The sequence below is a fragment of the Lysinibacillus sp. FSL P4-0201 genome, assembly GCF_038593425.1.
Lineage (GTDB): Bacteria > Bacillota > Bacilli > Bacillales_A > Planococcaceae > Lysinibacillus > Lysinibacillus capsici.
In genome coordinates this window covers 410335-431639 of record NZ_CP151995.1, presented here as the reverse complement: position 1 = coordinate 431639, position 21305 = coordinate 410335, and the positions used below count along the sequence as shown (strand labels likewise).

The 21305-nt window shown below is 37.1% G+C and carries 27 protein-coding genes and 1 other RNA gene; 8 read left to right on the top strand and 20 right to left on the bottom strand.

What is annotated here, in order from left to right:
* Nucleotides 1-25: 25 nt before the first annotated feature.
* Together MKY76_RS02205 and MKY76_RS02200 are read left to right on the top strand one after the other, a co-directional pair.
* Nucleotides 26-787: an ABC transporter ATP-binding protein gene (locus MKY76_RS02205; protein ID WP_342557363.1), complete on the top strand. Its 762-nt coding sequence runs from the start codon at nt 26-28 to the stop codon at nt 785-787.
* Nucleotides 777-2618 (top strand): ABC transporter permease, encoded by a 1842-nt coding sequence (locus MKY76_RS02200; protein WP_342557362.1) that lies wholly within the window; start codon nt 777-779, stop codon nt 2616-2618. The genes MKY76_RS02205 and MKY76_RS02200 overlap by 11 nt, the downstream gene beginning before the upstream one ends.
* Before the next feature lie 417 nt (nt 2619-3035).
* Here MKY76_RS02200 and MKY76_RS02195 read toward each other — a convergent pair whose 3' ends face one another.
* Nucleotides 3036-3476: a hypothetical protein gene (locus MKY76_RS02195; protein WP_112117181.1), complete on the bottom strand. Its 441-nt coding sequence runs from the start codon at nt 3474-3476 to the stop codon at nt 3036-3038.
* 172 nt (nt 3477-3648) lie between these two features.
* Here MKY76_RS02195 and MKY76_RS02190 point away from each other — a divergent pair, with 172 nt between their 5' ends.
* Both MKY76_RS02190 and MKY76_RS02185 read left to right on the top strand, forming a co-directional pair.
* Nucleotides 3649-4287 carry a YfbR-like 5'-deoxynucleotidase gene (locus MKY76_RS02190; protein WP_081010946.1) on the top strand — a complete coding sequence of 213 codons (639 nt, stop codon included), beginning with the start codon at nt 3649-3651 and terminating at the stop codon, nt 4285-4287.
* 103 nt (nt 4288-4390) lie between these two features.
* Nucleotides 4391-4903, top strand: coding sequence for a zf-HC2 domain-containing protein (locus tag MKY76_RS02185; RefSeq protein WP_048393231.1), 513 nt, complete (start codon nt 4391-4393; stop codon nt 4901-4903).
* Between the two features lie 52 nt (nt 4904-4955).
* On the opposite strand, the gene MKY76_RS02180 is transcribed toward MKY76_RS02185, so the two are convergent.
* Nucleotides 4956-5294, bottom strand: coding sequence for a zinc ribbon domain-containing protein YjdM (locus MKY76_RS02180; protein WP_342557361.1), 339 nt, complete (start codon nt 5292-5294; stop codon nt 4956-4958).
* Between the two features lie 247 nt (nt 5295-5541).
* Here MKY76_RS02180 and ssrS point away from each other — a divergent pair.
* Nucleotides 5542-5734, top strand: a non-coding RNA gene (gene ssrS / locus MKY76_RS02175) — 6S RNA.
* Nucleotides 5735-5890: 156 nt separating this feature from the next.
* On the opposite strand, the gene MKY76_RS02170 is transcribed toward ssrS, so the two are convergent.
* Complete coding sequence (locus MKY76_RS02170; RefSeq protein ID WP_112117179.1) at nt 5891-6781, bottom strand: helix-turn-helix domain-containing protein; 891 nt, start codon at nt 6779-6781, stop codon at nt 5891-5893.
* A 167-nt stretch (nt 6782-6948) separates the two neighbouring features.
* On the opposite strand from MKY76_RS02170, the gene MKY76_RS02165 reads away from it, so the two are divergent.
* The 3 genes from MKY76_RS02165 to MKY76_RS02155 all read left to right on the top strand — a co-directional run bounded on the left by MKY76_RS02165 (nt 6949) and on the right by MKY76_RS02155 (nt 9167).
* The gene (locus MKY76_RS02165; RefSeq protein WP_112117178.1) at nt 6949-7158 is read left to right on the top strand and encodes a helix-turn-helix transcriptional regulator; all 210 of its coding nucleotides are present in this window, start codon (nt 6949-6951) and stop codon (nt 7156-7158) included.
* Nucleotides 7159-7248: 90 nt separating this feature from the next.
* Nucleotides 7249-7854 (top strand): DUF3862 domain-containing protein, encoded by a 606-nt coding sequence (locus MKY76_RS02160; RefSeq protein ID WP_112117177.1) that lies wholly within the window; start codon nt 7249-7251, stop codon nt 7852-7854.
* Between the two features lie 149 nt (nt 7855-8003).
* Entirely contained in the window at nt 8004-9167 is a 1164-nt protein-coding gene (locus MKY76_RS02155) for a Ger(x)C family spore germination protein (RefSeq protein WP_322606252.1), read from the top strand.
* 39 nt (nt 9168-9206) lie between these two features.
* Here the strand turns inward: MKY76_RS02155 and MKY76_RS02150 are convergent, their stop codons facing one another.
* The 17 genes from MKY76_RS02150 to MKY76_RS02070 form a co-directional block, all read right to left on the bottom strand.
* Nucleotides 9207-9893, bottom strand: coding sequence for a M15 family metallopeptidase (locus tag MKY76_RS02150; RefSeq protein WP_342557360.1), 687 nt, complete (start codon nt 9891-9893; stop codon nt 9207-9209).
* On the bottom strand, nt 9890-10147 hold the full coding sequence (locus MKY76_RS02145) for a phage holin (protein ID WP_322823699.1): 258 nt from the start codon (nt 10145-10147) through the stop codon (nt 9890-9892). The genes MKY76_RS02150 and MKY76_RS02145 overlap by 4 nt, the downstream gene beginning before the upstream one ends.
* Nucleotide 10148: 1 nt before the next feature.
* Nucleotides 10149-10349 (bottom strand): hemolysin XhlA family protein, encoded by a 201-nt coding sequence (locus MKY76_RS02140; protein ID WP_112116168.1) that lies wholly within the window; start codon nt 10347-10349, stop codon nt 10149-10151.
* Nucleotides 10350-10413: 64 nt separating this feature from the next.
* Entirely contained in the window at nt 10414-10569 is a 156-nt protein-coding gene (locus MKY76_RS02135) for an XkdX family protein (protein WP_066037055.1), read from the bottom strand.
* The gene (locus tag MKY76_RS02130) at nt 10569-10790 is read right to left on the bottom strand and encodes a hypothetical protein (protein ID WP_342557359.1); all 222 of its coding nucleotides are present in this window, start codon (nt 10788-10790) and stop codon (nt 10569-10571) included. The genes MKY76_RS02135 and MKY76_RS02130 overlap by 1 nt, the downstream gene beginning before the upstream one ends.
* Entirely contained in the window at nt 10790-13252 is a 2463-nt protein-coding gene (locus tag MKY76_RS02125) for a sialidase family protein (RefSeq protein ID WP_342557358.1), read from the bottom strand. Before MKY76_RS02125 ends, MKY76_RS02130 begins: the two co-directional genes overlap by 1 nt.
* A gap of 2 nt (nt 13253-13254) precedes the next feature.
* Nucleotides 13255-13899: an integrase gene (locus MKY76_RS02120; RefSeq protein WP_342557357.1), complete on the bottom strand. Its 645-nt coding sequence runs from the start codon at nt 13897-13899 to the stop codon at nt 13255-13257.
* Entirely contained in the window at nt 13896-14198 is a 303-nt protein-coding gene (locus MKY76_RS02115; protein ID WP_342557356.1) for a hypothetical protein, read from the bottom strand. Before MKY76_RS02115 ends, MKY76_RS02120 begins: the two co-directional genes overlap by 4 nt.
* Complete coding sequence (locus MKY76_RS02110) at nt 14192-14893, bottom strand: phage tail protein I (protein ID WP_342557355.1); 702 nt, start codon at nt 14891-14893, stop codon at nt 14192-14194. Before MKY76_RS02110 ends, MKY76_RS02115 begins: the two co-directional genes overlap by 7 nt.
* Nucleotides 14886-16007, bottom strand: a complete 1122-nt coding sequence (locus MKY76_RS02105) for a baseplate J/gp47 family protein (RefSeq protein ID WP_342557354.1) — start codon at nt 16005-16007, stop codon at nt 14886-14888. The genes MKY76_RS02110 and MKY76_RS02105 overlap by 8 nt, the downstream gene beginning before the upstream one ends.
* Nucleotides 16004-16330 (bottom strand): hypothetical protein, encoded by a 327-nt coding sequence (locus MKY76_RS02100; protein ID WP_342557353.1) that lies wholly within the window; start codon nt 16328-16330, stop codon nt 16004-16006. Before MKY76_RS02100 ends, MKY76_RS02105 begins: the two co-directional genes overlap by 4 nt.
* Nucleotides 16327-16716, bottom strand: a complete 390-nt coding sequence (locus tag MKY76_RS02095; protein ID WP_342557352.1) for a phage tail protein — start codon at nt 16714-16716, stop codon at nt 16327-16329. Before MKY76_RS02095 ends, MKY76_RS02100 begins: the two co-directional genes overlap by 4 nt.
* Nucleotides 16717-16729: 13 nt before the next feature.
* Nucleotides 16730-17023, bottom strand: a complete 294-nt coding sequence (locus MKY76_RS02090; RefSeq protein WP_342557351.1) for a PAAR domain-containing protein — start codon at nt 17021-17023, stop codon at nt 16730-16732.
* Between the two features lie 10 nt (nt 17024-17033).
* Nucleotides 17034-17492 carry a phage baseplate assembly protein V gene (locus MKY76_RS02085; protein WP_342557350.1) on the bottom strand — a complete coding sequence of 153 codons (459 nt, stop codon included), beginning with the start codon at nt 17490-17492 and terminating at the stop codon, nt 17034-17036.
* On the bottom strand, nt 17489-18499 hold the full coding sequence (locus MKY76_RS02080; RefSeq protein ID WP_342557349.1) for a late control protein: 1011 nt from the start codon (nt 18497-18499) through the stop codon (nt 17489-17491). Before MKY76_RS02080 ends, MKY76_RS02085 begins: the two co-directional genes overlap by 4 nt.
* A 6-nt stretch (nt 18500-18505) precedes the next feature.
* Entirely contained in the window at nt 18506-18730 is a 225-nt protein-coding gene (locus MKY76_RS02075) for a tail protein X (protein WP_342557348.1), read from the bottom strand.
* On the bottom strand, nt 18723-21176 hold the full coding sequence (locus tag MKY76_RS02070) for a phage tail tape measure protein (protein WP_342557347.1): 2454 nt from the start codon (nt 21174-21176) through the stop codon (nt 18723-18725). The genes MKY76_RS02075 and MKY76_RS02070 overlap by 8 nt, the downstream gene beginning before the upstream one ends.
* Nucleotides 21177-21305: the final 129 nt, after the last annotated feature.

The following is a 21305-nucleotide window of genomic DNA, read 5'->3' as shown; positions in this document are numbered from 1 at the left end:
ATGAGCATAAAGGAGTTGTTTTAATTTGGGGAACACAATACTACAAGTAACCAATTTGCACAAGGAATACATCGGTGAGATCACCTATAAAGCGTTAAACGGTATCGATTTTCAGCTACAGCAACAGGAATTTGTAGCTTTCATGGGACCTTCAGGTAGTGGGAAAACAACATTTTTAAATAGTGTATCCACTATTGATCGTCCTACCGCTGGCGATATCTTCATAAACAATCATAATCCTTACGCATTAAATGATGAGGAGCTCGCCAAATTTAGACGCTCTGAACTAGGTTTTGTATTTCAGGATTTTAATCTTGTGCATACATTAACAGTGAAAGAAAATATTTTATTGCCATTAACATTAGATAGCATACCTGCTTCAAAAATGCTTCAACGTTTAAAGGATGTCGCTCAATTTCTTGGTATCGAGGAACTATTGTCCAAACGTATTTATGAAATTTCAGGTGGACAAAAACAACGAGTAGCTATCGCTCGTGCCGTTATACATGGGCCAAGTTTATTGTTAGCAGACGAGCCTACTGGAAACTTGGATTCAAAGGCTGTCAATGATGTCATGAACTTATTTTCCTCAATTAATCAAGAGCTTGATACGGCTATTCTCATGGTGACACATGATCCTTATGTAGCAAGCTTTGCCAATCGCATTATTTTTATTAAAGATGGGAAATTATATAACGAAATACATCGAGGCAACAACCGCAAGCATTTTTATCAGGAAATTATGGACACGCTTGCTTTTCTAGGTGGTGGACAGCATGAGCTTTAATCATATTGTGATTCAAAATATTTTACGTGACAAATGGACGTATGTTTCTTACTTCTTGAGTAGTATGTTTTCTATTATTATTTTCTTTCTATTTTCTGTTATCGTCTTTCATCCAAATCTGAAAAGCCTAGATCCAAACTCTACACTTGGAATTTCTTTAATGCTAGCTAGTATGCTCGTTTATTTATTCTCTTTTATTTACATTACCTATTCAATCACAGCATTTTTACGTAAGAAGACCAAGACCTTAGGAATATTTATGATTACTGGGGCTTCCATGAAGCAGATTCGTAAGCTGGTCTTCCGTGAAAATCTGTTGATTGGCATTTTAGCTATTCTGGCGGCTATCGTTCTCGGCCTTGTTATTACACCTCTTTTCTTAATGGGTGCAAAAGTCATTTTAAAGGCAGAAACATTTGGTATGTACATCCCTCTTCAAGCAATCAGCATAACCATAGGATTATTTCTGATTTTATTTGTTGTAATATCGACAGTTGTTACGAGGTTCATTAATAAAGAAGCGTCTATCCAACTTTTAAAAAGCGATATAGTTATCGAGAAATCTATTAAGCCTCATTATGGGTTATTAATACTAAGTATTTTGATGTCTGCCACTTTAGCTTACTTGCTAAAAATCGAGCATTCCATTGTAGACACTTTAAGTGTCCTTTATTATCTATTATTTTTTATTAGCATTCTTAGTACGATTTATTTAGTTATTACACAAGGATTTCGTTTGTTTTTAAAAATATATGAAAAGTCTCCTGTCTATCTTCAAAAAACAAATATGCTTTTGGCGTCCAATTTAAATGCAAAAATGAAATCACATGCAAATATGCTGTTTCTAATTACTATCCTATTAAGCGGTGTCTTTCTATGTACAAGTATTTTATTTAGCTCTTATTACAATGTAAAAAAGACTAGTGAAGAAAATTATCCATATAGCTTTCAATATATTGCTGATCCAAAAGCTGATGACAACATGGTAAAGGATGATCTTGATTATCTTGAAGATACTTTATCAACTGTTCAAGCTGAGAGGTATTTTATTGAATTTAAATCAAACGAAGATCAACGCATTGGCTATATGGCGTTATCGGATTATAACCTGATCCAGCATCAGGACAACAAACTAAGTAAAGATGAATTTATTGCCGTCGCTGGCAGTCGAGATGTAGCGCCTACAACAAATAATGCCAGCGATCTGTATATAACATCTTTCAAACTAGCCAGCACCCATGAGCAAAATCTGCTATCTACCGGCTTCCAACAAAGTTATTTCATTGTACCTGATGACATTTACAAAACCATTGACTACCCTGTATATAAAACGTATATCTATGAACTGGAAGATTGGACAGCTCATACAGATTTGGCAAGAGCTATTACCAGTGTCTTACCCTCTTTACCTGGAGAACGTTATGTAACATCCAAAATTGATTTATATAACACAGAGATGTTTGTTAAAAGTGTCATGTTCTTTATCGGCTCCATGTTAAGTCTAATTTTCTTAAGTGCAGCCATGAGTATATTGTACTTCTATTTACAAACAACATTACAACAAGAGAAGGAAAAGTATATTGGTATACGTAAGTTAGGACTTTCTAGAAATGAATTAGCTACCATTATCACTAAAGAATTGGCGATTCTTATTTTTGTACCATTCACCATAGCTATTACACTCTTGCTAATTACACTTTTGGCTATACAAACAATGGTTTCTACAGCATTTTTACAAGTTTCCATGGCTAGCTCTTGTTGTTTCTTTGTGCTTTTCCTCATTAGCTATGTATTAATTCGAAAAAGTTATTTTAAACGCTTAGTAAGCTAAAAAATCGCACTCCTTAAGGGGTGCGATTTTTTCATAGTGTTGTAAAACAAACCAATTAATAGAATCTTTATGAAAAGCTTTTAACAAAGTTTTTCAAATAAAGTGAAGGTGTTAACTACTCATCTTAGTGAGGAGTGTCGTCACTCATCTCTTCTCCTCATTGAAAATAAAAGCCCTAATTCAAATAATGGGCTATTTGATCGCTACTGCTGCTAAGGAAAAAACACTTCTGTAGAATGGTTGATTGGATAGAAGCCAGCGTCACTCCTAGGGGATTTAGCGTCGCAGATGAGACCTTGGAGCGAACGTAAGTGAGTGAAGCGGCTCATCGGACGCCCCCTGGAAAGGACACTGGCGGAACGCAAATCAACCTCAGCCTTGTGAAAAGGTCTTTTTCTGCAGATGACATTATCTTTTTTACCAAAGAACGGGCTTTGCTACCATCAGCCATAGCATAATAAGCAATAATACTATATACATCCAGGTTTTACGATGCAACAGTGAAACAAATTGTAGATGATTAAATGCTGGTGTGTTAAAAGTACGCAACGTCGGTTTAAACGCCCTTGCTAGAAATACGATCGATGCAAACATCACGAGGAAGGTTAATACAATCCACGAGGTATTCCAATGATAGCCCGCATGCCACATTAACAAAATACCAGAGGCTACTAGTACATGCCCTGAATGTTTGACCAGCGTAATGGACCCCTTAAAGGCTTCTATATATGGTGGCATGTCATCCATGGAAGCTATGCGCATTTTTTTTACAATGGTTAGCACAACGAACAAAGGCCCAATCGAAAGAATAGCACTTAAAATATGTATATAAAGAAGAAGTGTATAAATGGAAAACATACTGTGTACTCCCCTTTTCATCAGTCCCCTTCATTATAGCATTCAAGCTGAATTTACTTTATCAGCAATTGTGAATCCTTTGTAAACACAGCCTGAATCATTGTTAAATTGTTTGAAAAACGTATAAAGAGGGTATTGTTTATAGTAACATGCACTTATAGAACAAAAAGGAGTGATTTTTATAGGTATTCACCAATTTTTTACAAGCCTTAATGATTTAGAGCGTATTATTCGTTGCCCAGGTCGCTTCAAATTTGAAGAGCACAACGTGGCAGCCCATTCTTGGAAAGTGTCACAATATGCGATGTTTTTCGCAACGTTAGAAGAAATGCACGGTGCAACAGTTGATTGGAAATCTTTATATGAAAAGACAATCAATCATGACTTTGCGGAAGTGTTTATTGGTGACATTAAGACACCAGTAAAACATGCTAGCCCAGAGTTAAAGCAAATGCTCGCACATGTGGAAGAAAAGATGATGGAAAAATTCATTATCAATGAAATCCCTCAAGAATTTCAGGCTATTTTCTTTGAACGGATGAAAGAAGGAAAGGATCAGACTTTAGAGGGTCGGCTACTTGAATTTGCGGATAAACTCGACCAGTTTTATGAGGCTTTCGCAGAATTAAAGCGTGGTAATACTGACAAAGAATTTGTCTATATGTATCAATCAGCCCTTTCAAAACTGTTGGCAATTCCACTTGAAGCGACCGTCCATTATTTCCGTACAGAAATTTTAAAGGACGCAGTAAAGGAAAAAACACATATCGATATTCAAGCATTAACAAATGAAGTATTAACATCAAACTAATAGAGTGCATGTACAAGTTTTCCGATTGAAAAATTCACGGAAGGCTTTTTTTATTTTCCGTAAAAAGTCGTATAATGAGGAGAGATTGAATGGAGGGAAAGTATTGTCACAGGAATGCTCGATTATAGAAGATTTAATACCTCTTTATAAAAAACAACTGCTTCAAGCATCAACAATAGAATTTGTCGAACAGCATCTAACAACTTGTCAGCAATGTCAGCAGCTTGTAGCTAATTCATCAACTCAGAACGCATACTTACCCATGAAAAGAACAGTTTCCTTTTTTCATATCATATTTATTGTATTATCCTTTATGTTTGCCATTAACTCGTCCTTACTTGGCAATCAAAAGGGCTTTGTCATCTCATATGCTCTTTTCGGCTGTCTTTCTTACCTTTTCTATAAAAATATCTGGATTGTTTTTATCATAAGCTCTTTGCCTGTATTCGTTTGGGCTATCATTAATAATCTTAATAACGAGCTCTATATTACAATCTTTTCTTTAACTGAAATAGGGGCGCTTGTGATTGGAGCTGGCTACATCGCACTTTTACATACCATTTTCGCTTTAATTGGCGCAGCTTTTGCCATTCTATTACGTAGGGTTTTTCAATAAACAAAAAAGCACCTTTGAACTTTTTTACCAAAGTTGAGGTGCATTTTGTTTGTTAGGCCTTTTTCACAAATTCTGACTTTAATTTCATGGCACCAAAGCCATCAATTTTACAGTCGATATTATGATCGCCTTCCACTAGACGAATACTTTTTACCTTTGTCCCAATTTTTAAAGTTGAAGAACTGCCCTTCACCTTTAAATCCTTAATAACAGTAACTGAATCGCCGTCAGCTAACAGATTACCATTTGCGTCTTTTACAATAAGTGTATCTGATTCCTGTTCAGTTGCGTCCATACTCCATTCATGCGCACATTCTGGACATACATAATTTGCTCCATCCTCATATGTATATTCTGAATGACATTTTGGACAATTTGGATAAGCTGCCATTTCTGCTTCCTCCTTTTACATTTTTACTAAGAAAATCCTCTTTATGCTCCTATCTTTACATAGTCGACCTTATTTAGCAAAGGTTGTTCGTATTTTCCGTTCGCATTTGTGAAAAAAATATGAAACATCAGCACCTTTTTGAAGGTAGTACAAGATGTTTATAACGCTATTTGGAACACTTGCCCATTGACTAATTTGCCATTATCATCTTACTTGCATGTTTATCGATCATGCTTTATTATATCCATAAAGGCTGCATTGTTCGTATAATATTAAGTTTTAACCTTTAAGCTGTAAAAGGGAGTTTTATTATTGGAGTTGGAATGACGGGCCTCACACTACGGTGCATGAGGATAAGCAGGAAAACTTCTGCGAACACCCACTTTGAGGAGTGGTGGTTTAAAACTTTCTATAATAACTACGGCATACGCGGCTTTTACTCTAACTTAGATGTACCGAGGGTTTAGAGCTACTTATGAAAGTTTAATAACCATTTAACAATATTGCAAAAACCTCACTTGGTGTTAAATTGGTGTTAAAATTCACGATAATTAATGATAAATAATAGCACAGACCACTCAATTATGGGTGGTCTTTTACCATTCCAGCCAATTTTCAATCGTTGGTCTACTACCCACAGATTGTGGGTACTTGTCACGCTCATGTAACCAGTTATAGAAAGGGACAGGACGCTCTCTATCTGCCTTTTCTTCTATAGATGATGAATTAGTCACCTTCTTATTAGAACGCTCTACAGCCTTGTTAAACGCCCCAACAAATACAGCTCTTAATGTACTAGTGATAGTTAATGTACCGTTCACAATGTCGCTAATAGTGTTAGCTAAAACGTCCTTAGCGTTCACAAAATCACGTATATCGTTCATTTTTGTTGCTAATATGCATTTGTGAAGTTGATCTTTTAAATCATCTCTCATAGGCAGTGAGTGCATAAAATCAAATAGCATCACTTGGTACTCGTTCATGTACTCCTTTTTCTTTTCAGCTTGCAAAGCTAATTCATTGCCAAGACTCATAATATTATTTGCTTGTTTAGAACTTAAAAGATTAAAAGAACTAGATGGTTGGTTTTCAGATTGTGGAGGGCAAACCGTGTCATTACTAGCTTCATTGGCTGTATCTCGTTGGGACACGCTCGATGGGACATAAGGTAAAATGCGATAAATACTAGCCCCTTTAATACCGTTTAATTTCGTTCCTGGTACTTTTTCGATGATGCCTAATTCCTCTAACTTTTTAACGCTCCGATAAACTGTCTTTGTGCTGATCTCCAATGCTGCAGCAATTGTGGCAGCTTTCAAATGACAGGCTCCTGGATGCTCTAAGCTATGAGAAGCAAGTTTGAAAACGATGGCACGTTCTGATTCTGTTAAATCATAGTAATGAGCCGCAATGTGTTCCTCAACTGCTGTGTCCATGTCTGCTACTGATTCAAATGTTTTATAAGTTGCTAAGTATTCAAACGCCATCGTTTCCACCTCACTTTCATTATTTTTTATAACTAATTAATGATAATATATACCGAAAAAATTATAATGTAAAGTATTTTATAATTTTTTAGTGATATTTTATTTATTTTTAATTATCATTTGGTGTATTATAGTTATAAGAAGAATAAACGAAAGAAGGTGTTCATATGGGGATGGCTAAAAAAATAAAGATGCTTATGGTAGAAAAAGACTTAACGCTTTCCGAGCTAGCTGAAAAAATGGGTACTTCTCAACCCAACATTTCCAACAAATTAAAACGAGACAATTTCAACGAGAAAGAATTAAACCTAATTGCAGAAGTATTGGGAGTTAAATACGAAGCAAATTTTGTATTAGAAGATGGTCGTAAAATATAAAGCAGATAACTAACATGGTTGTCTGTTTTTTTATATGTACATTTGTCTCCTGATTCCCTAAAATGGAAATAAAGAGGGAGGAATTTACAAATGAAAAAAATAGTATTTAGTGTAGCGTTAGTATTAAGTCTTGGACTAGCAGGTTGTGGAGAAACTACTACAAAGGATGAGTCAACAAAAGATGAAAAACCAGTTGCTGAAACTTCTACTGATTCTAAGCAAGAGACATCAGCACCAGCTACTAAAGAAGATGGCAAATTAACTGAGGAAAAGTTCAAACAAATTAAAGATGGCATGACGTATGAAGAAGTAGTAAAAATTGTGGGTGCTGAAGGTAAAATAATGTCTGAAACGGGATCAGCTGGTGAACCTCACCACACAGTCATGTATGAATTTGAAACTGATGGTGTCATGGCATCTTCTACTATGATGTTCCAAGGTGGCAAACTAATCAACAAATCTCAATTTGGTGTGGAGACATCGGATATTGAAATTACTCTTGAGCAATTTAACAAGTTAGAAAATGGCATGACTAAAGAACAAGTATTTGAGATTCTTGGTGGTGAAGGTGCGGTTGTATCTGAATCTGGAGATGTAGTTATGTATAGCTATAATGGTAAATCATTAGGTGGTAATGCATCTTTAATGTTCCAGGGCGGAAAATTGATGAACAAAACTCAATTAGGATTAGAATAAAAATAAAGCCACTCATTTGAGTGGTTTTTTCTTTCTACCACTGAAGTACCCTTGGATCTCTTCTAGATTTAGAAGAGATCCTTTATTTGTTTAGATCAAATCTATCATGCGCATACTTAACAAACAACAACAAAAAAGAAGGTGAAAAAATGAACAGAAATTACAAATCCATTTTTCCACTTATTTTAATCACTTTATTCCTCTCAGGCTGTTGGGATGTAACTGAACCTCAAAGGATGTACTATATCAATGCTGTAGGAGTTGATTTTGAAGATGATAAATATAAAGTCTACTTACAAATTATCAATTTTGCTGATGTAGCTAGATCAGAGCAATCTGGTGGTGATGTTGAACCTGCTGAAGTCGGGTATGCTGAAGGTAAAACAATCGAAGAAGCGATTTATAAATTGTACCGTTCATCTGATCAAGAGATCTTTTGGGGACATATGAGATACCTAATCTTATCAGAACGTGCCATGGAAAATGAACGAAGCATTCCTGTTATTGATACTTTTATTCGTTTTCGAGAAACAAGATATCATATTTGGGTTTATTGCACAAAGGACCCTATTAATGACTTAATGCTTGTAACACCAATTTTGCGAAATTCTTTGACAGCTTCAAAATTAAGTAATCCAATTAGTACTACTAAACAATTATCATTTGTTCAACCTATAAATTTAAGGGAATTAATTATTGGTTTAAATGAACCAAACCATGAGATTGCTATACCTTATGTGACAATGAAGAAAAATTGGGAAAATGATGAAGAATTAATGGAGGAAACTACTTTTTCTGGCATAGGTATTCTCACAAAAAATGGGGTTAAAGGTTTTATTACAGATTCCTTAGCAAGAGGTAATCAATGGATGAATGAAGATACGATTCGGGGAGAAGTCACTTTTAAATTAGTAGGTGATGAAAGAGATTATCTAACCGTTGATTTAGATAAATTAAATCTCGAAGTTAAGCCCATTGTTAAAAAAAACGATCAAGTTGAATTTGAAATTGATATCAAAATACAAGGAACACTCAATGGATTCAAAGGAAAGATTACTACGGATGAAGTGAGAAAAAATATCGCACAACAAATAGAAAAAGAAGTTAAAGAAACTTATCAAGAAGGTCTAAAATTAGATGCTGATGTATATCGTTTATCAGAATATCTATACAGAAGTAATGTGAAGGTGTGGAAAAAAATCGAGCATAATGGAAAAATACCTTTAACGGAAGATTCAATAAGTAAAATAAATGTTCATGTTAATAAAATTAATCCAGGAAGAAAAACTTTTGATGAGACAATTGAAGAATAACAAAAGCCCGTTACCTTAATTGGTAATGGGCTTTTACTATTAAGCACTACGTTGTGAAATGATAATCTTCAATCCTTCAAAATCACCACTTGTCATGCTTCCATTATCGAATTTCTCCAACCAAGACTTATCGACCAGTTTTTTATCAACTGATTGTTTAATATAATCACGTACTGCATTTTCAGTTGTTGGATTTGTAAATTTCATAACATCATCATCCTTTTCTTTTGGTTTATCTTCAACAAATAGTTGTACTTTTAATTTGCTATTAGATGGAACAATTACTTGTCCTTCCAACTTGTACCCTTTTGGCATCTTCCATGATGTAGGAATCTCGAAATGAGGGGCATCATATTGTCCAGCAGGCCAATACCCTCCCCATGTGATTCCTAACCTTTTGGCGATTGCGCCGACCCTTGACAATGTAGATTTATCATATAAATCGCGAGGTGGAGCTACGGCAATATCCCACGCTCTACGTGATGTGTGATTGCTTAATAAAGTCCATGTAACTTTATATAATTTATTTCCTGCATCATCAAATAACCTTGTACGGCCTTGCTCATGTAAGTAATTTTGGCGTGCTTGACTGCGATATGTCTCTGTGATAAAAATGTCCACGATTCCAGCTTTGTAACATTCCTGGAATAATAGGCGACATGCAGTTTGAGCAGCTGCAGTTAATTCACTTAAATCTCTGCATGTTTGAGTTACGCTTGTACTCATTTATCATCATCCTTTCGGCTGTATCTCATAGCTCTTTCGCTATCATTTAGCCCTGGCGTTGTTGGATCACTCACGACACCAAATAAAACTAATAAAGCAAGCACAGTGTTAAAAATATCTGTTACTTGCTCATTGTAAATCGTAGTATCAAAGCCAAATAAAGCCGCAATTTGTTGAATTAATAACAGTAACAATGAGAATGCTCCCACTAAAAATGGCTTATGATGTAAACGTACTTTCCAGTTAATTTTCATACTAAATCATTCCTCCTTTTATAATAAAGGTCAACAATGCTCCCACTAGTCCACCAATAACTAATCTTAAAATCCAAGTTGTATTATCTTTGATTCCACCAATATCTTCTCTAATTTCCCTGATATTTGATTCAGCTACGGCTAAGCGAGTTTTCACATCAGTCATATCATGTTCTAACTTCCCAATACGTTGTTCATCCATTAGTTCACCTCGGAAATCAATATAAAAGCCCTTCACAAGACTGTGAAAGGCATAAAAAATAACGCTAAGCCTCTGCTTGCGTCTCGAAATCTTGCCCTGTAATTTCTTTGTACTGCTTCGGTGTGATTTCACCAAAAGGATTTGCATCTGTTTTTACTGCTAATCGTAATTGCGCTGCAGTAACCCATTTATACATAAAAGCGATTTGCCAGAATTGCATTATAGGTCACCCCCTTTCATGGCCAACATTTCTAGTTTCAATTGTGTAACTGTTTGACCAAGGCTATTTATAAGAAGATCCTTTTGAATGCCCTTAATCTTCTCCTGGGCCAACTGCTCACCAAGTGACGATACTTGTTCATCTAACTTTAAACCTGTTCCAACCTTTACAGGCTGACCCATAGAGCCATCAGATTCACGCTGCTTATATTCCATAGCCATTATTCAACCGCCCCCGATATTAGATGGATTTTGTGATTTACCGTTGCATCTGGCCGTGTTGTAGAGATTTTCAAAATGATGTTGTCTTTCGGCTCTGTCGTCTCAAAATAAAAAGTATCTTCAACGATGCCGTTTGTAGGCATAGGAGCCGTATTATTGGCCGTTAGCGTTTCATACTGTTCTTGCTCACCAGCTAATGTCATGGATAACTCAACTTTAAGATCCATGTCCTCATCACGTTCGACAAATAACAAAACGCCCTTTGCAGATCCAGCAGGAGGTGTAATCTTGTACCTCGCCACAGCATGCAAAATAGGCGTTTTCACTTCATTCTTTTTAAGCTTTATTGTTTTACTTGTCTTAGCACCATAGTTGTCTATTACTTCAATAACGATGGTATTGTCACCTACTACAAGTTCAGCAAGTGATACATCAAACTCCCAAGGACCACCTGGTCCGTTATAGATTTCAACAGGATTATTTGCGTTCACTTTTTTGGTTACTTTAACATTCGCGTTTGCATCTGGATCAGATGAAGTACCACTAATTTTAAATTTGTCTGCATCGACAACTCCTGCAGGTACAACCGCATCAACAGATAGTAAAGGAGCTCGGTTAGGCACGACATAAAATGTACGTTCAATAGTTGCAGACTGGCCATTTTCACTATCTACTGCCCAAACCTTCAAGGTATGTGGTACACCTTCAGTAAGTGTGCCAGTAAGTACCGTTTCACCATCAAACAACTTGCCATCTTTAAATGTGAGCTGCTTAGATAAAGTAATCTGTGTCTGACTGACATTGGTTGCTAAAACCTTTCTTTGCTCCCCATTAATTTGGTAGAAAACTGTTACTGATTGATCTTTGTCCGCATCATACGCATCGCCTGAGATGTTAATTGTGTCGTTTTCGTACAACGTTTGATTATTCCCCGGTGATGTAACGGTAATAGTAGGCGCGTTATTAGTAGAATAATCGCCCATAAAGTAAACTCCCACGTCCGCCGTAGGCGAAGTATAAATAGTAGGCGGGATACTTTGGAAAGAACCACCGAAAAACGGATCGAACAACGTCGAAGGATATGTTCTATTTCCTTTTGTACCTTCCGCAACCACGGTAGGCCCGATCCACTCTCCTCCTGTGTTTTTGAACATCACAACATCATAGTAAATATCTGGCGAATTAAGCAAAGTGTGAAATAAAATATACAGTCTATTTTGTTTGTCTACGGTTATAGAGGCAAATGTGCTGTGCTTGTCTGCGCTTGCTGTTAGCTTTAATGGAGTTGTCCACGTTGTTCCACTAGCATCTAAACTTTTTTGATAAAATATATTGTTGACGGTTGGTGATTCGGCCGCCCTACCACTCCATGTGACATGAATGATTCCATCTTTATCAACTACTGCCGATGGCTGTGTTTGAGTATGCACACCGCCCGTGTAAATCATGGTAGCTTGCCATGCACTTTCTAGTCTATATGTTTGGATTGAATTAACGGTTGAGCCATTTATTAACGCGCATACTATCAAGGGTTTCCCGTCTTTTTTGAGTACAATAGACGGATCGGAAACACCCGCACCCGTGGCGTTATAAATACTTACTTCCGTCGCTGCGCTCCATGTTTGGCCATTGGAACTAGTTGAGTATCGAATATTAAAAGAATTTGGTCTAGCCGATGTTTTGGCTGCGTATGCTACATGTATTTTACCTGTCGATGGATCGATCTCTACTGAAACGTTACCAACTGCTGTTAAACCAATTTCTATTGGCCCGTTATTTAGTACGTTCCCTGTTTCGGTGCTGAGTTTCCTATAACCTATGGTATTTCCGCTATACGAATAAATCATAAATACATCATTATTCATTGGTGCTAAAGCAACATCTGTACCAGCTATCGAAGCTTTGTGTAATAATCTCCAACCGGACGTTTCAGTATCTCTAATGTACAACACAAACTCGCTTGCGCTACTTCTAACGACGGCGACATATTTCCCGTTAGCTAAACGAATTAATTTACGGCCGCCATTAGTTGCGATTGTGTAAGGTTGATCTGTAATCATACCCGGTGGCAATGGCCCAACTGCCGAACCTTTTACATACCAAAAACCGTCAGTATGGCGTCCGTTTGCCGGATATGTGCCATCTTCTGCAACGATGTTAGATTGTACTAACGAGCCTTTTGCGGGTACTTGTGCAGACCTTAACTCATGATGGTCCACACTACTAGCAGAAGTAAACGTATATCTTGATATAGTGTTAGAACCGTTTGCACTACTATAAAGCGCTACACCTACGGGTAAACTACCCCACGAATAATACTCGTATGTTCCAGTTGAGTAAAATGAGCCGTTACTGTGATTATAAGACGGGTATCCGTTAGTTACACTAGATGTTCCTACAAAACTTGCATTAATAACCCACTGATTAATAACCGTAAACTTGTCATAATAATGCTGTGCCATTCTTAAACCACCTCCACTAATTCGACATTATATGTCTGCCAATCGCCAACGCCCATTTCAGCATTTATGGTATCGATTGCCACATTACTACGAGCCACTTTAGCTCCTTTTTTATACGCATTTTTAAGGGCTCGTACCGTAATTGTACCTGTACCAATTGCTGTAACCAAAACGTCCTCTTTTGCTAAATCATCAAAAATAGTGACCTGTGTGAAAGCTGTAAATCCTTCTACACTGGCCACTTTTAAAGTAGTTGTACCTATTTCAACAGCCTCAATAATGTCTGTTAAGGCTTTATCCAAGATGATTTTGTTTGAACTGCCATCCAAAGTGTCTGCGAACGTCCCACTGTTACCTGGCACTCGGCCATCAAGTTCCATTTGGATCTGCATACGTCTGATGGTTGCTTTGAGCTCTACAATATAATCATGAGCTGAATAGATGCCTTTATCCATATGATTTAGGCGCTTCGCATTTACACGTGTTCCATCTTCAATATATTCATATTCGGGTTGACCAGTAAGTGGATTGTTGATGATCTGATTATTTTCATCCCGTTGCGGTATTAATTTGCCATCAGGACCTATTTTCCAAATACGATCTCGCCAGTGAATCAACTCATATTTATTTGAGACTATCAAACTCATGCTTGTAGCTCTCCTTTCAATGTGACTGACAGTGTAAAGACTATCATTAAACCATCCTCACTCGGTTCAATTGAGGTAGTATATCGATCTAATTCAATACCTTGTGCATCAACTAGCTTTGCTGCAGTTACTTGGCCATGACCATTTTCTATATAAACATAAGTTTTTACTGTATCCTTTATAATTTCTTGTGAATGGAAAGACACAATGCTATCTTGTCCATCTATTGTAACTACAGCTTGTTTGGCCATTTCTTTTAAAAATTGTAATGTACGATCAATGACAATCTTCGTTACCATAAATCTATCACCTCATTTGTATGAATTTCCCCACATATCGGCAGATAGACTGGATATGTGTAATTCTCTGACTTCATTTCAAGTGCTTTATCAGTAGCTGCACCAGGTACACCTTCGCAATGAAACGTCCCACATATCGGCAAGTATATAGGGTAGTGATACTGATCAGAATCAAGTTCGATATACTCATTTTTGGGCAACTTTACAGCCACAAAGTCGAGCCATGATCTTGTGTTTTTATATTCGTTTACTAGTTGCCTAAGTAATAATAAAGTTTTACTTGTAATGTTTGTGGTAGTTACTTCAACTTTAAAGTGAAATGGTTCTCCTTCGTATTGAAACCATTCAATCACATCACCAGGCAAATTTAACGCCTCAAGGACCTGTTCGATTGCTGCAGGTGTCCCCTTGCGTCTGTGAGTACTAACGGCTGTTTGTATAAGGTTAATTTTTTGTTGACGTGTAGCAGCCAACGACAATCCTTCATTCCAGCCAATGTGTTTTTCCCACAACAAATGATCTAACACTGCATCATCTAATTTGTCTAAATGTAATGTATAGTTAATTTTAAATGCCCAATCTATCATTTGATCCAATGGCTGTTGTAATGCTTTCGCAAAATTTACAACCTTTTCATCGAACAACAAATTATCAGGAATTTCACGTAAAAGTGTATTTTGTTTTAACTCAATCATCCTCTACACCACCAAACACTACATTCCTTTGACTACATATCGCCACTTGTCCTTTATTGATGACTGTAAATATAGGTGATTTTACATCTACACGTTTTGCACCAGCTTTAATACAGTCGCTAATTAACTTGGAAGGATTAATGTCACGGCCAATTTTAGAAGATTGCCATTTCTCATATTCATCAATAGCCTTCTCTATTTTTTGATGAATGAGAGTTTTATCAACTGCATTTGTTTCAATGAAATAACTGACATCTAAAACATAAGTATTTGTTTCTGGAGCACCAACTGTTACAAAATCAGTCAATGGCCGTACTGTTCGATCATTCACTTTTTCATGTACAGCATTAATAACTTCTTCTGTAGGTAAAGTTCCACCTTGCAGTAGCACACTAATATGGACATGTCCTTCTGATGGCGAATCTACATAAATATCACTTATTAAAGGAGAGGCAGATCTTGCATAATATTCATATGCGCCTGTTGGTCCAGCGTTAGAAAGTTTTTCAGGTGCCAAAAAAATACGATTTCGATATGATTCCTCATCTTCTTCATAAGCTCCGCCTGCTGAAACTGTTATATTTTCAACCCTATCTATATACGGTAGAGGCTTCACTAAGCTATTGATTTCTCCAATAATAAAATCATTACCTTCAGGCCCAACAACGGTACATTTCAAATTTATATCAACAAACAGATCGGTTGTTTCAATAACAGCATCATGCGTTGACACAAAAAAAATAGCCCCTTCATTAGAAGTAGCTAATAATTCCCCTGCTTTAATAATTCTTGATGATGAAAGTGGTGCTGATAGATGCATACGTAATGTTGTAGTAGCTGCAGTTGCTTCTAAAATAGGTGTATCAAATTCAGCTCCTTTATGTTTTAAGACATTGCCACGTGCATAATAAAGTAGATTCTGCTTTGCTGCGTCATTTATCGCCACATTTTGTTTGGTAATCACAGATGCACAGGATAAAAAAATAAGCCTCAATGGATCGGCTTGTGCAAGTTTTCTACCTTCTAAATTTTCATAAGTTGATATAATATCTGTGACCAATTTTTGGGCATCTGTTTCTAAAAAATTAATTTCAGGCAATACAACTTGCGTCATACATTCACCCCATTTTTTAAGCTAAAAATAATAATTGGATAAGCTATGCCATCTATTTCAGCTGTCATTTTTACTTCTTCTACAATGACACGTGGTTCATATTTTTCTACAGTTTCCACCACTTCACGTACAAAAAGTGGGTGTAAAATACTCATAGGTTTATCGATGAATTCGGCTTCAAGACCAAACCCTCGAAACAAAGGCACGCTGAATTTGTACGTTCCTAAAATTGTATTGATATTTTGAAATATTTCTTCCAGCACACTTTCAGGACGAAAGTTTATAACTGATGGATTATAAGTTAACGTATATTGTCGCGTCATACATATTCCTCCATTGTTACATTTAAACCTGCTGTTAAAATGTTCCCTCGATTATCAATATGATCCCAAGATTGATCTGTCCCAGGCATGTACCATTTGCCAACGCCAACACGTTTTGTACCAATTATTAATGTATGTGCCTCGCCACTTCTGACATATTTAATGAATTTATCTAATTCAACAATGGGATTAACCCCATGAAAGGCTGAAAAGTGCATTGTAAACGAAACTTTGCCTGCTTCCAATCCAATAAATTCAGATTTTTGTTTTTGTCCATGGATGTCATGCTTTGACCAACGTGCTGTTTCAGTACGTTTAAAATCATCAAATGTATTGATTTTCTTCTCGGATACTGTGAATACTACATCGCCCCAAACGGCAATCATATTTCATCACTCCCTAACCATTTATGATCACGTCTGGACTATGTGTAGCACCCATTTTCGAGCCACACGCTACAGGATCATCAACACGACAAAGTGGCTTGCCATTTACATACACATCAGGACTACCCTCTGCTGCTACAGAATCATGACATTCAGGTACACTATTACAATGAGTAACCCAATGATCACCTTTGCGATGTGCTCCTAAATTATTAATAAACACATCAGACGATGCCTCATCATTTGGTCTTGAACCCCAATCGTCATGTCCTTTGCATTTATCACCATATCTAATTGCCTCTGGCATATACTCACCTCTAGTTTAAGTAGATTTTATGACCACGTTCTTTGCCTGATTTTATGCGTATAGCTTTCTCTGCAGTTACTTCAATTTCACCTTTAACGTCAATTGTTAATTTATGATTTTTAACATCGTAACGTATCAAAGTACCATCCGAAAAAAGAATACCATCACAATCATCTGATTCTAAAAATTCCTTGGGAACTGTATCTGCTTCTGAATAAATAGCCCCAAGGACTACACCTTCCTGTGAACCATTAGCAAAAAATGCACAAATAACTTGTTCATTTGGTTCAGGCATCCAGTAATATTTCGTATTTAGAGTGTTTTTTTGCATAACTGGCAAATCGAATGACACTTTTTCGTCCATATCAGGAAAATAAACTTGTGCTGTACAATTTTCACGATTTACGGAAGAAACAAGCCCTTTACGAATGGCTTCAAATGGTGTATTTTCCATTCCACCTTTACTCAATAACTAAGCACCTCCCGTAAGTTGATGTTTGTTGTATAACCACCTGTGACGTTATGGCTTGAGGATTCAATGAAATATTTACCGTCAAAGGCTCCAAAGTTCTTAATGTTTACAGTTACACCTTGAACCATCTTTTCATGACCCATCAACGTAATTTTTCCACTTTTAGATCCTTTGTTTTTGTTGCGTGCTTCTTTTTGCGCCCAACGTTTTGCTTCGTCAATATTTTTAGCTCGCTTGTTAACTTTTAAAGTAGGACCATCTTTTACACCAGGAACATTATACGTATACTTGATATTTTTCTTTGTTTTACTATCGAAGTACGACAATTCTACTTTTGAATATTGTTCTTCAGCAGCTGTTACCTTGAAGTCATAGCTTATTACATCACTTTCACCACGTGTAATCGTCCGCACTTCAACTTTCTTTTCATACTGTAGTTCATCATAAACAACTAGCTGCTCTTTTGTGACCTTCGTTGCTAGTCCTTCGCGCTTTGCTATAGACTTTGCAAACGCAAGTGGTGTTTTTTTATCTTGTTCCACACGATCATACAAGAATGTTGGTGCATCATATACCAATTTCAAGCCTGCTTCTTTTGCAACGTCTGTTAATATGTTTTGTAGTGTCGTATTCTCCCAGGCTTTTGTTTTCTTTGTATCCTTACCACCTTTGGTAAAAGGGACAGATAAAGCCTTAATCGAAACACTGTCAGGTGGTCCTTTAAAACTGACCTCATCGACAAAAAACGTGCCACAATTTAACTTGGCCGTTGCACCTTCCTTGTACCAATTACGCAATTCTATTGAAGCACTAATTTTGTCGCCTTTTTGTGGTAGCCACGGCCCCTGCCACTTTCGTTCACGATCTTCAAGATCAATTGAAATATCGTCACTTTCACCTTCGTTGTCATTAAATGTGAAGGACTTCAAATAGGGGGCAATATCTTGTGTAATATTTACGCCCATGTACGAAATATTAGCAATGGCACGTCTTGTATTTGTCATTAGAAATCACCTCATCCAAGGTGGTAGATCATCTACACTTTGTTTTTCCTCAAAATTAAAAGCAGGCATGTTAAGTACAATGCCTGCCGAAAAAACTACTGTTTTCATATGTGAAGGATTCGCATACATGACTTTATCTAATAACATCTCACCATTTTCACCATAATGTTTGAAACAAATTCCATCCCACTCATCACCTGAAATAGTTGTGTATGTGTTCGTGCTAGTCACCAAACGATTTCCTCCTTTCGTTACGTTTAATATCAGCTAGACGTGCTTCTAAGTCGTCTTTATCTGTATCAGCATGTTGTTTCACCTGATCTAAATCCTCTGGTCGTTGGACACTGTATTGCGGAGCATAGTGTAAGACAATTCCTCCGCCATTATTAGTGTTAGCTACCTGTTTTGGATCTATAATCGATGCATCTGGAGCAGTTTGTTTTTGCAGATCCGCAAGCATTCCATCATTGTTCAACATACCTAGCGCTTGGCCAGTTTGTAACCACAAATCTTTAGATCGATCACTATTATTCCATGGGATGATAGACTCTGTATCTCCACCCTCACCAATCCAAGCTAATGTTGGATTTCCGACAATACCACCTTCAGCGAACCCAGGTAACTTTCCTAATAGTTTGCTAGCAGCTCCCTTTATTGGTGCAGGCACTAAATCACCAATAGCTCCTAAAACAGCACCACCCATTGATTTAATACCGTTTATTAATCCACTAACAATTGATTTTCCTACATCAAAGAGATTGATTCCTTGAAAGAATGAAATGATATTATTCATTATTGTTTGTGCAGTTGATAGAATTGCACTCCAGGCACCATCCCAATCGCCACGCAAAAGGGCCATCCCTGCTTGTATAATTCCATTTACGATTGCTATAGCATTTTGAATTATCATTTGGACATACGGAAAAACATATTGTACCACCGTTAGAATTGCTTGAATGGCTGGAACTGCTACATTAGTAAAGATCATTGCTATCCCTTGGATGAGAGTAGCTATTAATGGTACGGCTGATTGAATGATAGAAACAATAATCGGAAAAACACTTTGGATTATTGTAGATAAAATAGGTATCGCGGCAGTAGCTATAGTCATTATGGCATCACCTAAAGATGAAAAAGCCTCCATAATTACTGGAAGGTAGCTCATGACAGTTGAACCTATAGCAGATACACCATTTATGAACGTCTCTTTTAACAGGGCTAGCAATGGCGATATGGCGTTTCTAAATGTTTCCGACTTCTGATAAGCAAAATATAAACCAGCGCCTAATGCGGCTAATCCTGCAACGATAAGCACAATAGGATTCGCTAACATAGCTGCATTAAACGCACGCATTCCACTGGATACAGCTGCAAGCATTCCTTTAAATCCTCCACCTGCGAAAGTAGAGGCCAACATAGCTGTACGATGTGCAGCCATTAAAGCAGTACTTGCTTTTTGAATGCCGTTATATATCTTTTGATACGCAACAACAGCTGATAAACCTACTTTATAAGCCGCAAATGCACCAACTAAACCTAATACAATCGGTCCTATAACAGTGAGCACCATTTTGAGCCTTGATACAGCAGTAGGTAGCCTGTCCTTTAAGTATTGAGCGAACATATTGAGATATGGAAGCACAGCATCTCCTATTGGATACACCAAGTCCATAAATAAAATACGACCTATCCCTCGGATGGCCGCATTAAAAGAACTAAACTGTATTTGATTTACTGTTTCCATAGCACCCTCGAAATTTTCCATGGCATCAGTAGATCCTAGCATGGCATACATAGCTGTAGACTCTAAATCTTCCCATTTTGTCCCGAAAAGCGCCACAGCTAATTGGTTTGCTGTAACCTGGTCATCCATGCCCTGGAGTTCTTTTGTCACCGCACTTGCAACATCAGCTACGCTTGCTTCGCCTCGGTTGAAAGATTCCCATAGATCAAATGTTGATTTACTCATGGCTGAAAATGTTTCGTCTGTTGATTTCGAGCCGTCCTTAACGCGTATTTGGAACTCTTTCATTACATCGTTTACATAATCTAAATTGTAAACACCTGCCTTGGCCCCTCTTTCCATGATTCCAAAATATTCGTCAGCACTATAGCCCATTTCTCCAAACAACGGTGCATATTCGGCCACGTTATCTAACATTTCATCAGAAAAATTAAGACCTCTTTGCGCTCCTGCTGCAAAAAGGTCCATTGCGGTTGCTGAATTAACACCAAAGCTACTCATCATATTGTTAGCAGCCCTGGTTACTTCATTTATATCCTCGTCAAAAGTTTTGGCAAATGATAAAGCCTCACCAGTAAATTGCTCTAAATCCGCATCACTTAATTCATGCATGTTCTGCTTAACCTTAGCGAGTGCATCCGTAACTTCTTCAAAGGAATCTCCGTAGTTATTGCGAAATAGATTCTCTGCAGTTCCTTTTAGATCTTCGAAATCGTCACCAATTAAACCTGTTTGAGCTGATAAATTCGCCAATTCTTGGCTCATATCAGCCACTTGCGAAACAGCATTAGTAAGAGCAGCCGCACCACCAAGAGCAGCTGCGGCACCTCCTAACATTTTCATCATGCCATTAGCATTGTTAAACGTACTAGAAAAGCTACTCGTTAGTTCAGCTCCAAGCCGAAATGCAATATCAAACACTCTACCTGACACTAACTTTCACCTCAATTCGTAGACTGATTTTTATCAGTTGATTTTATTGTTTCATACCAGCTGAATAACCTTCGAATACTTAACTTCAAATAAAAATCGACTGATGTTTCACTACGCACAGCGCAATAA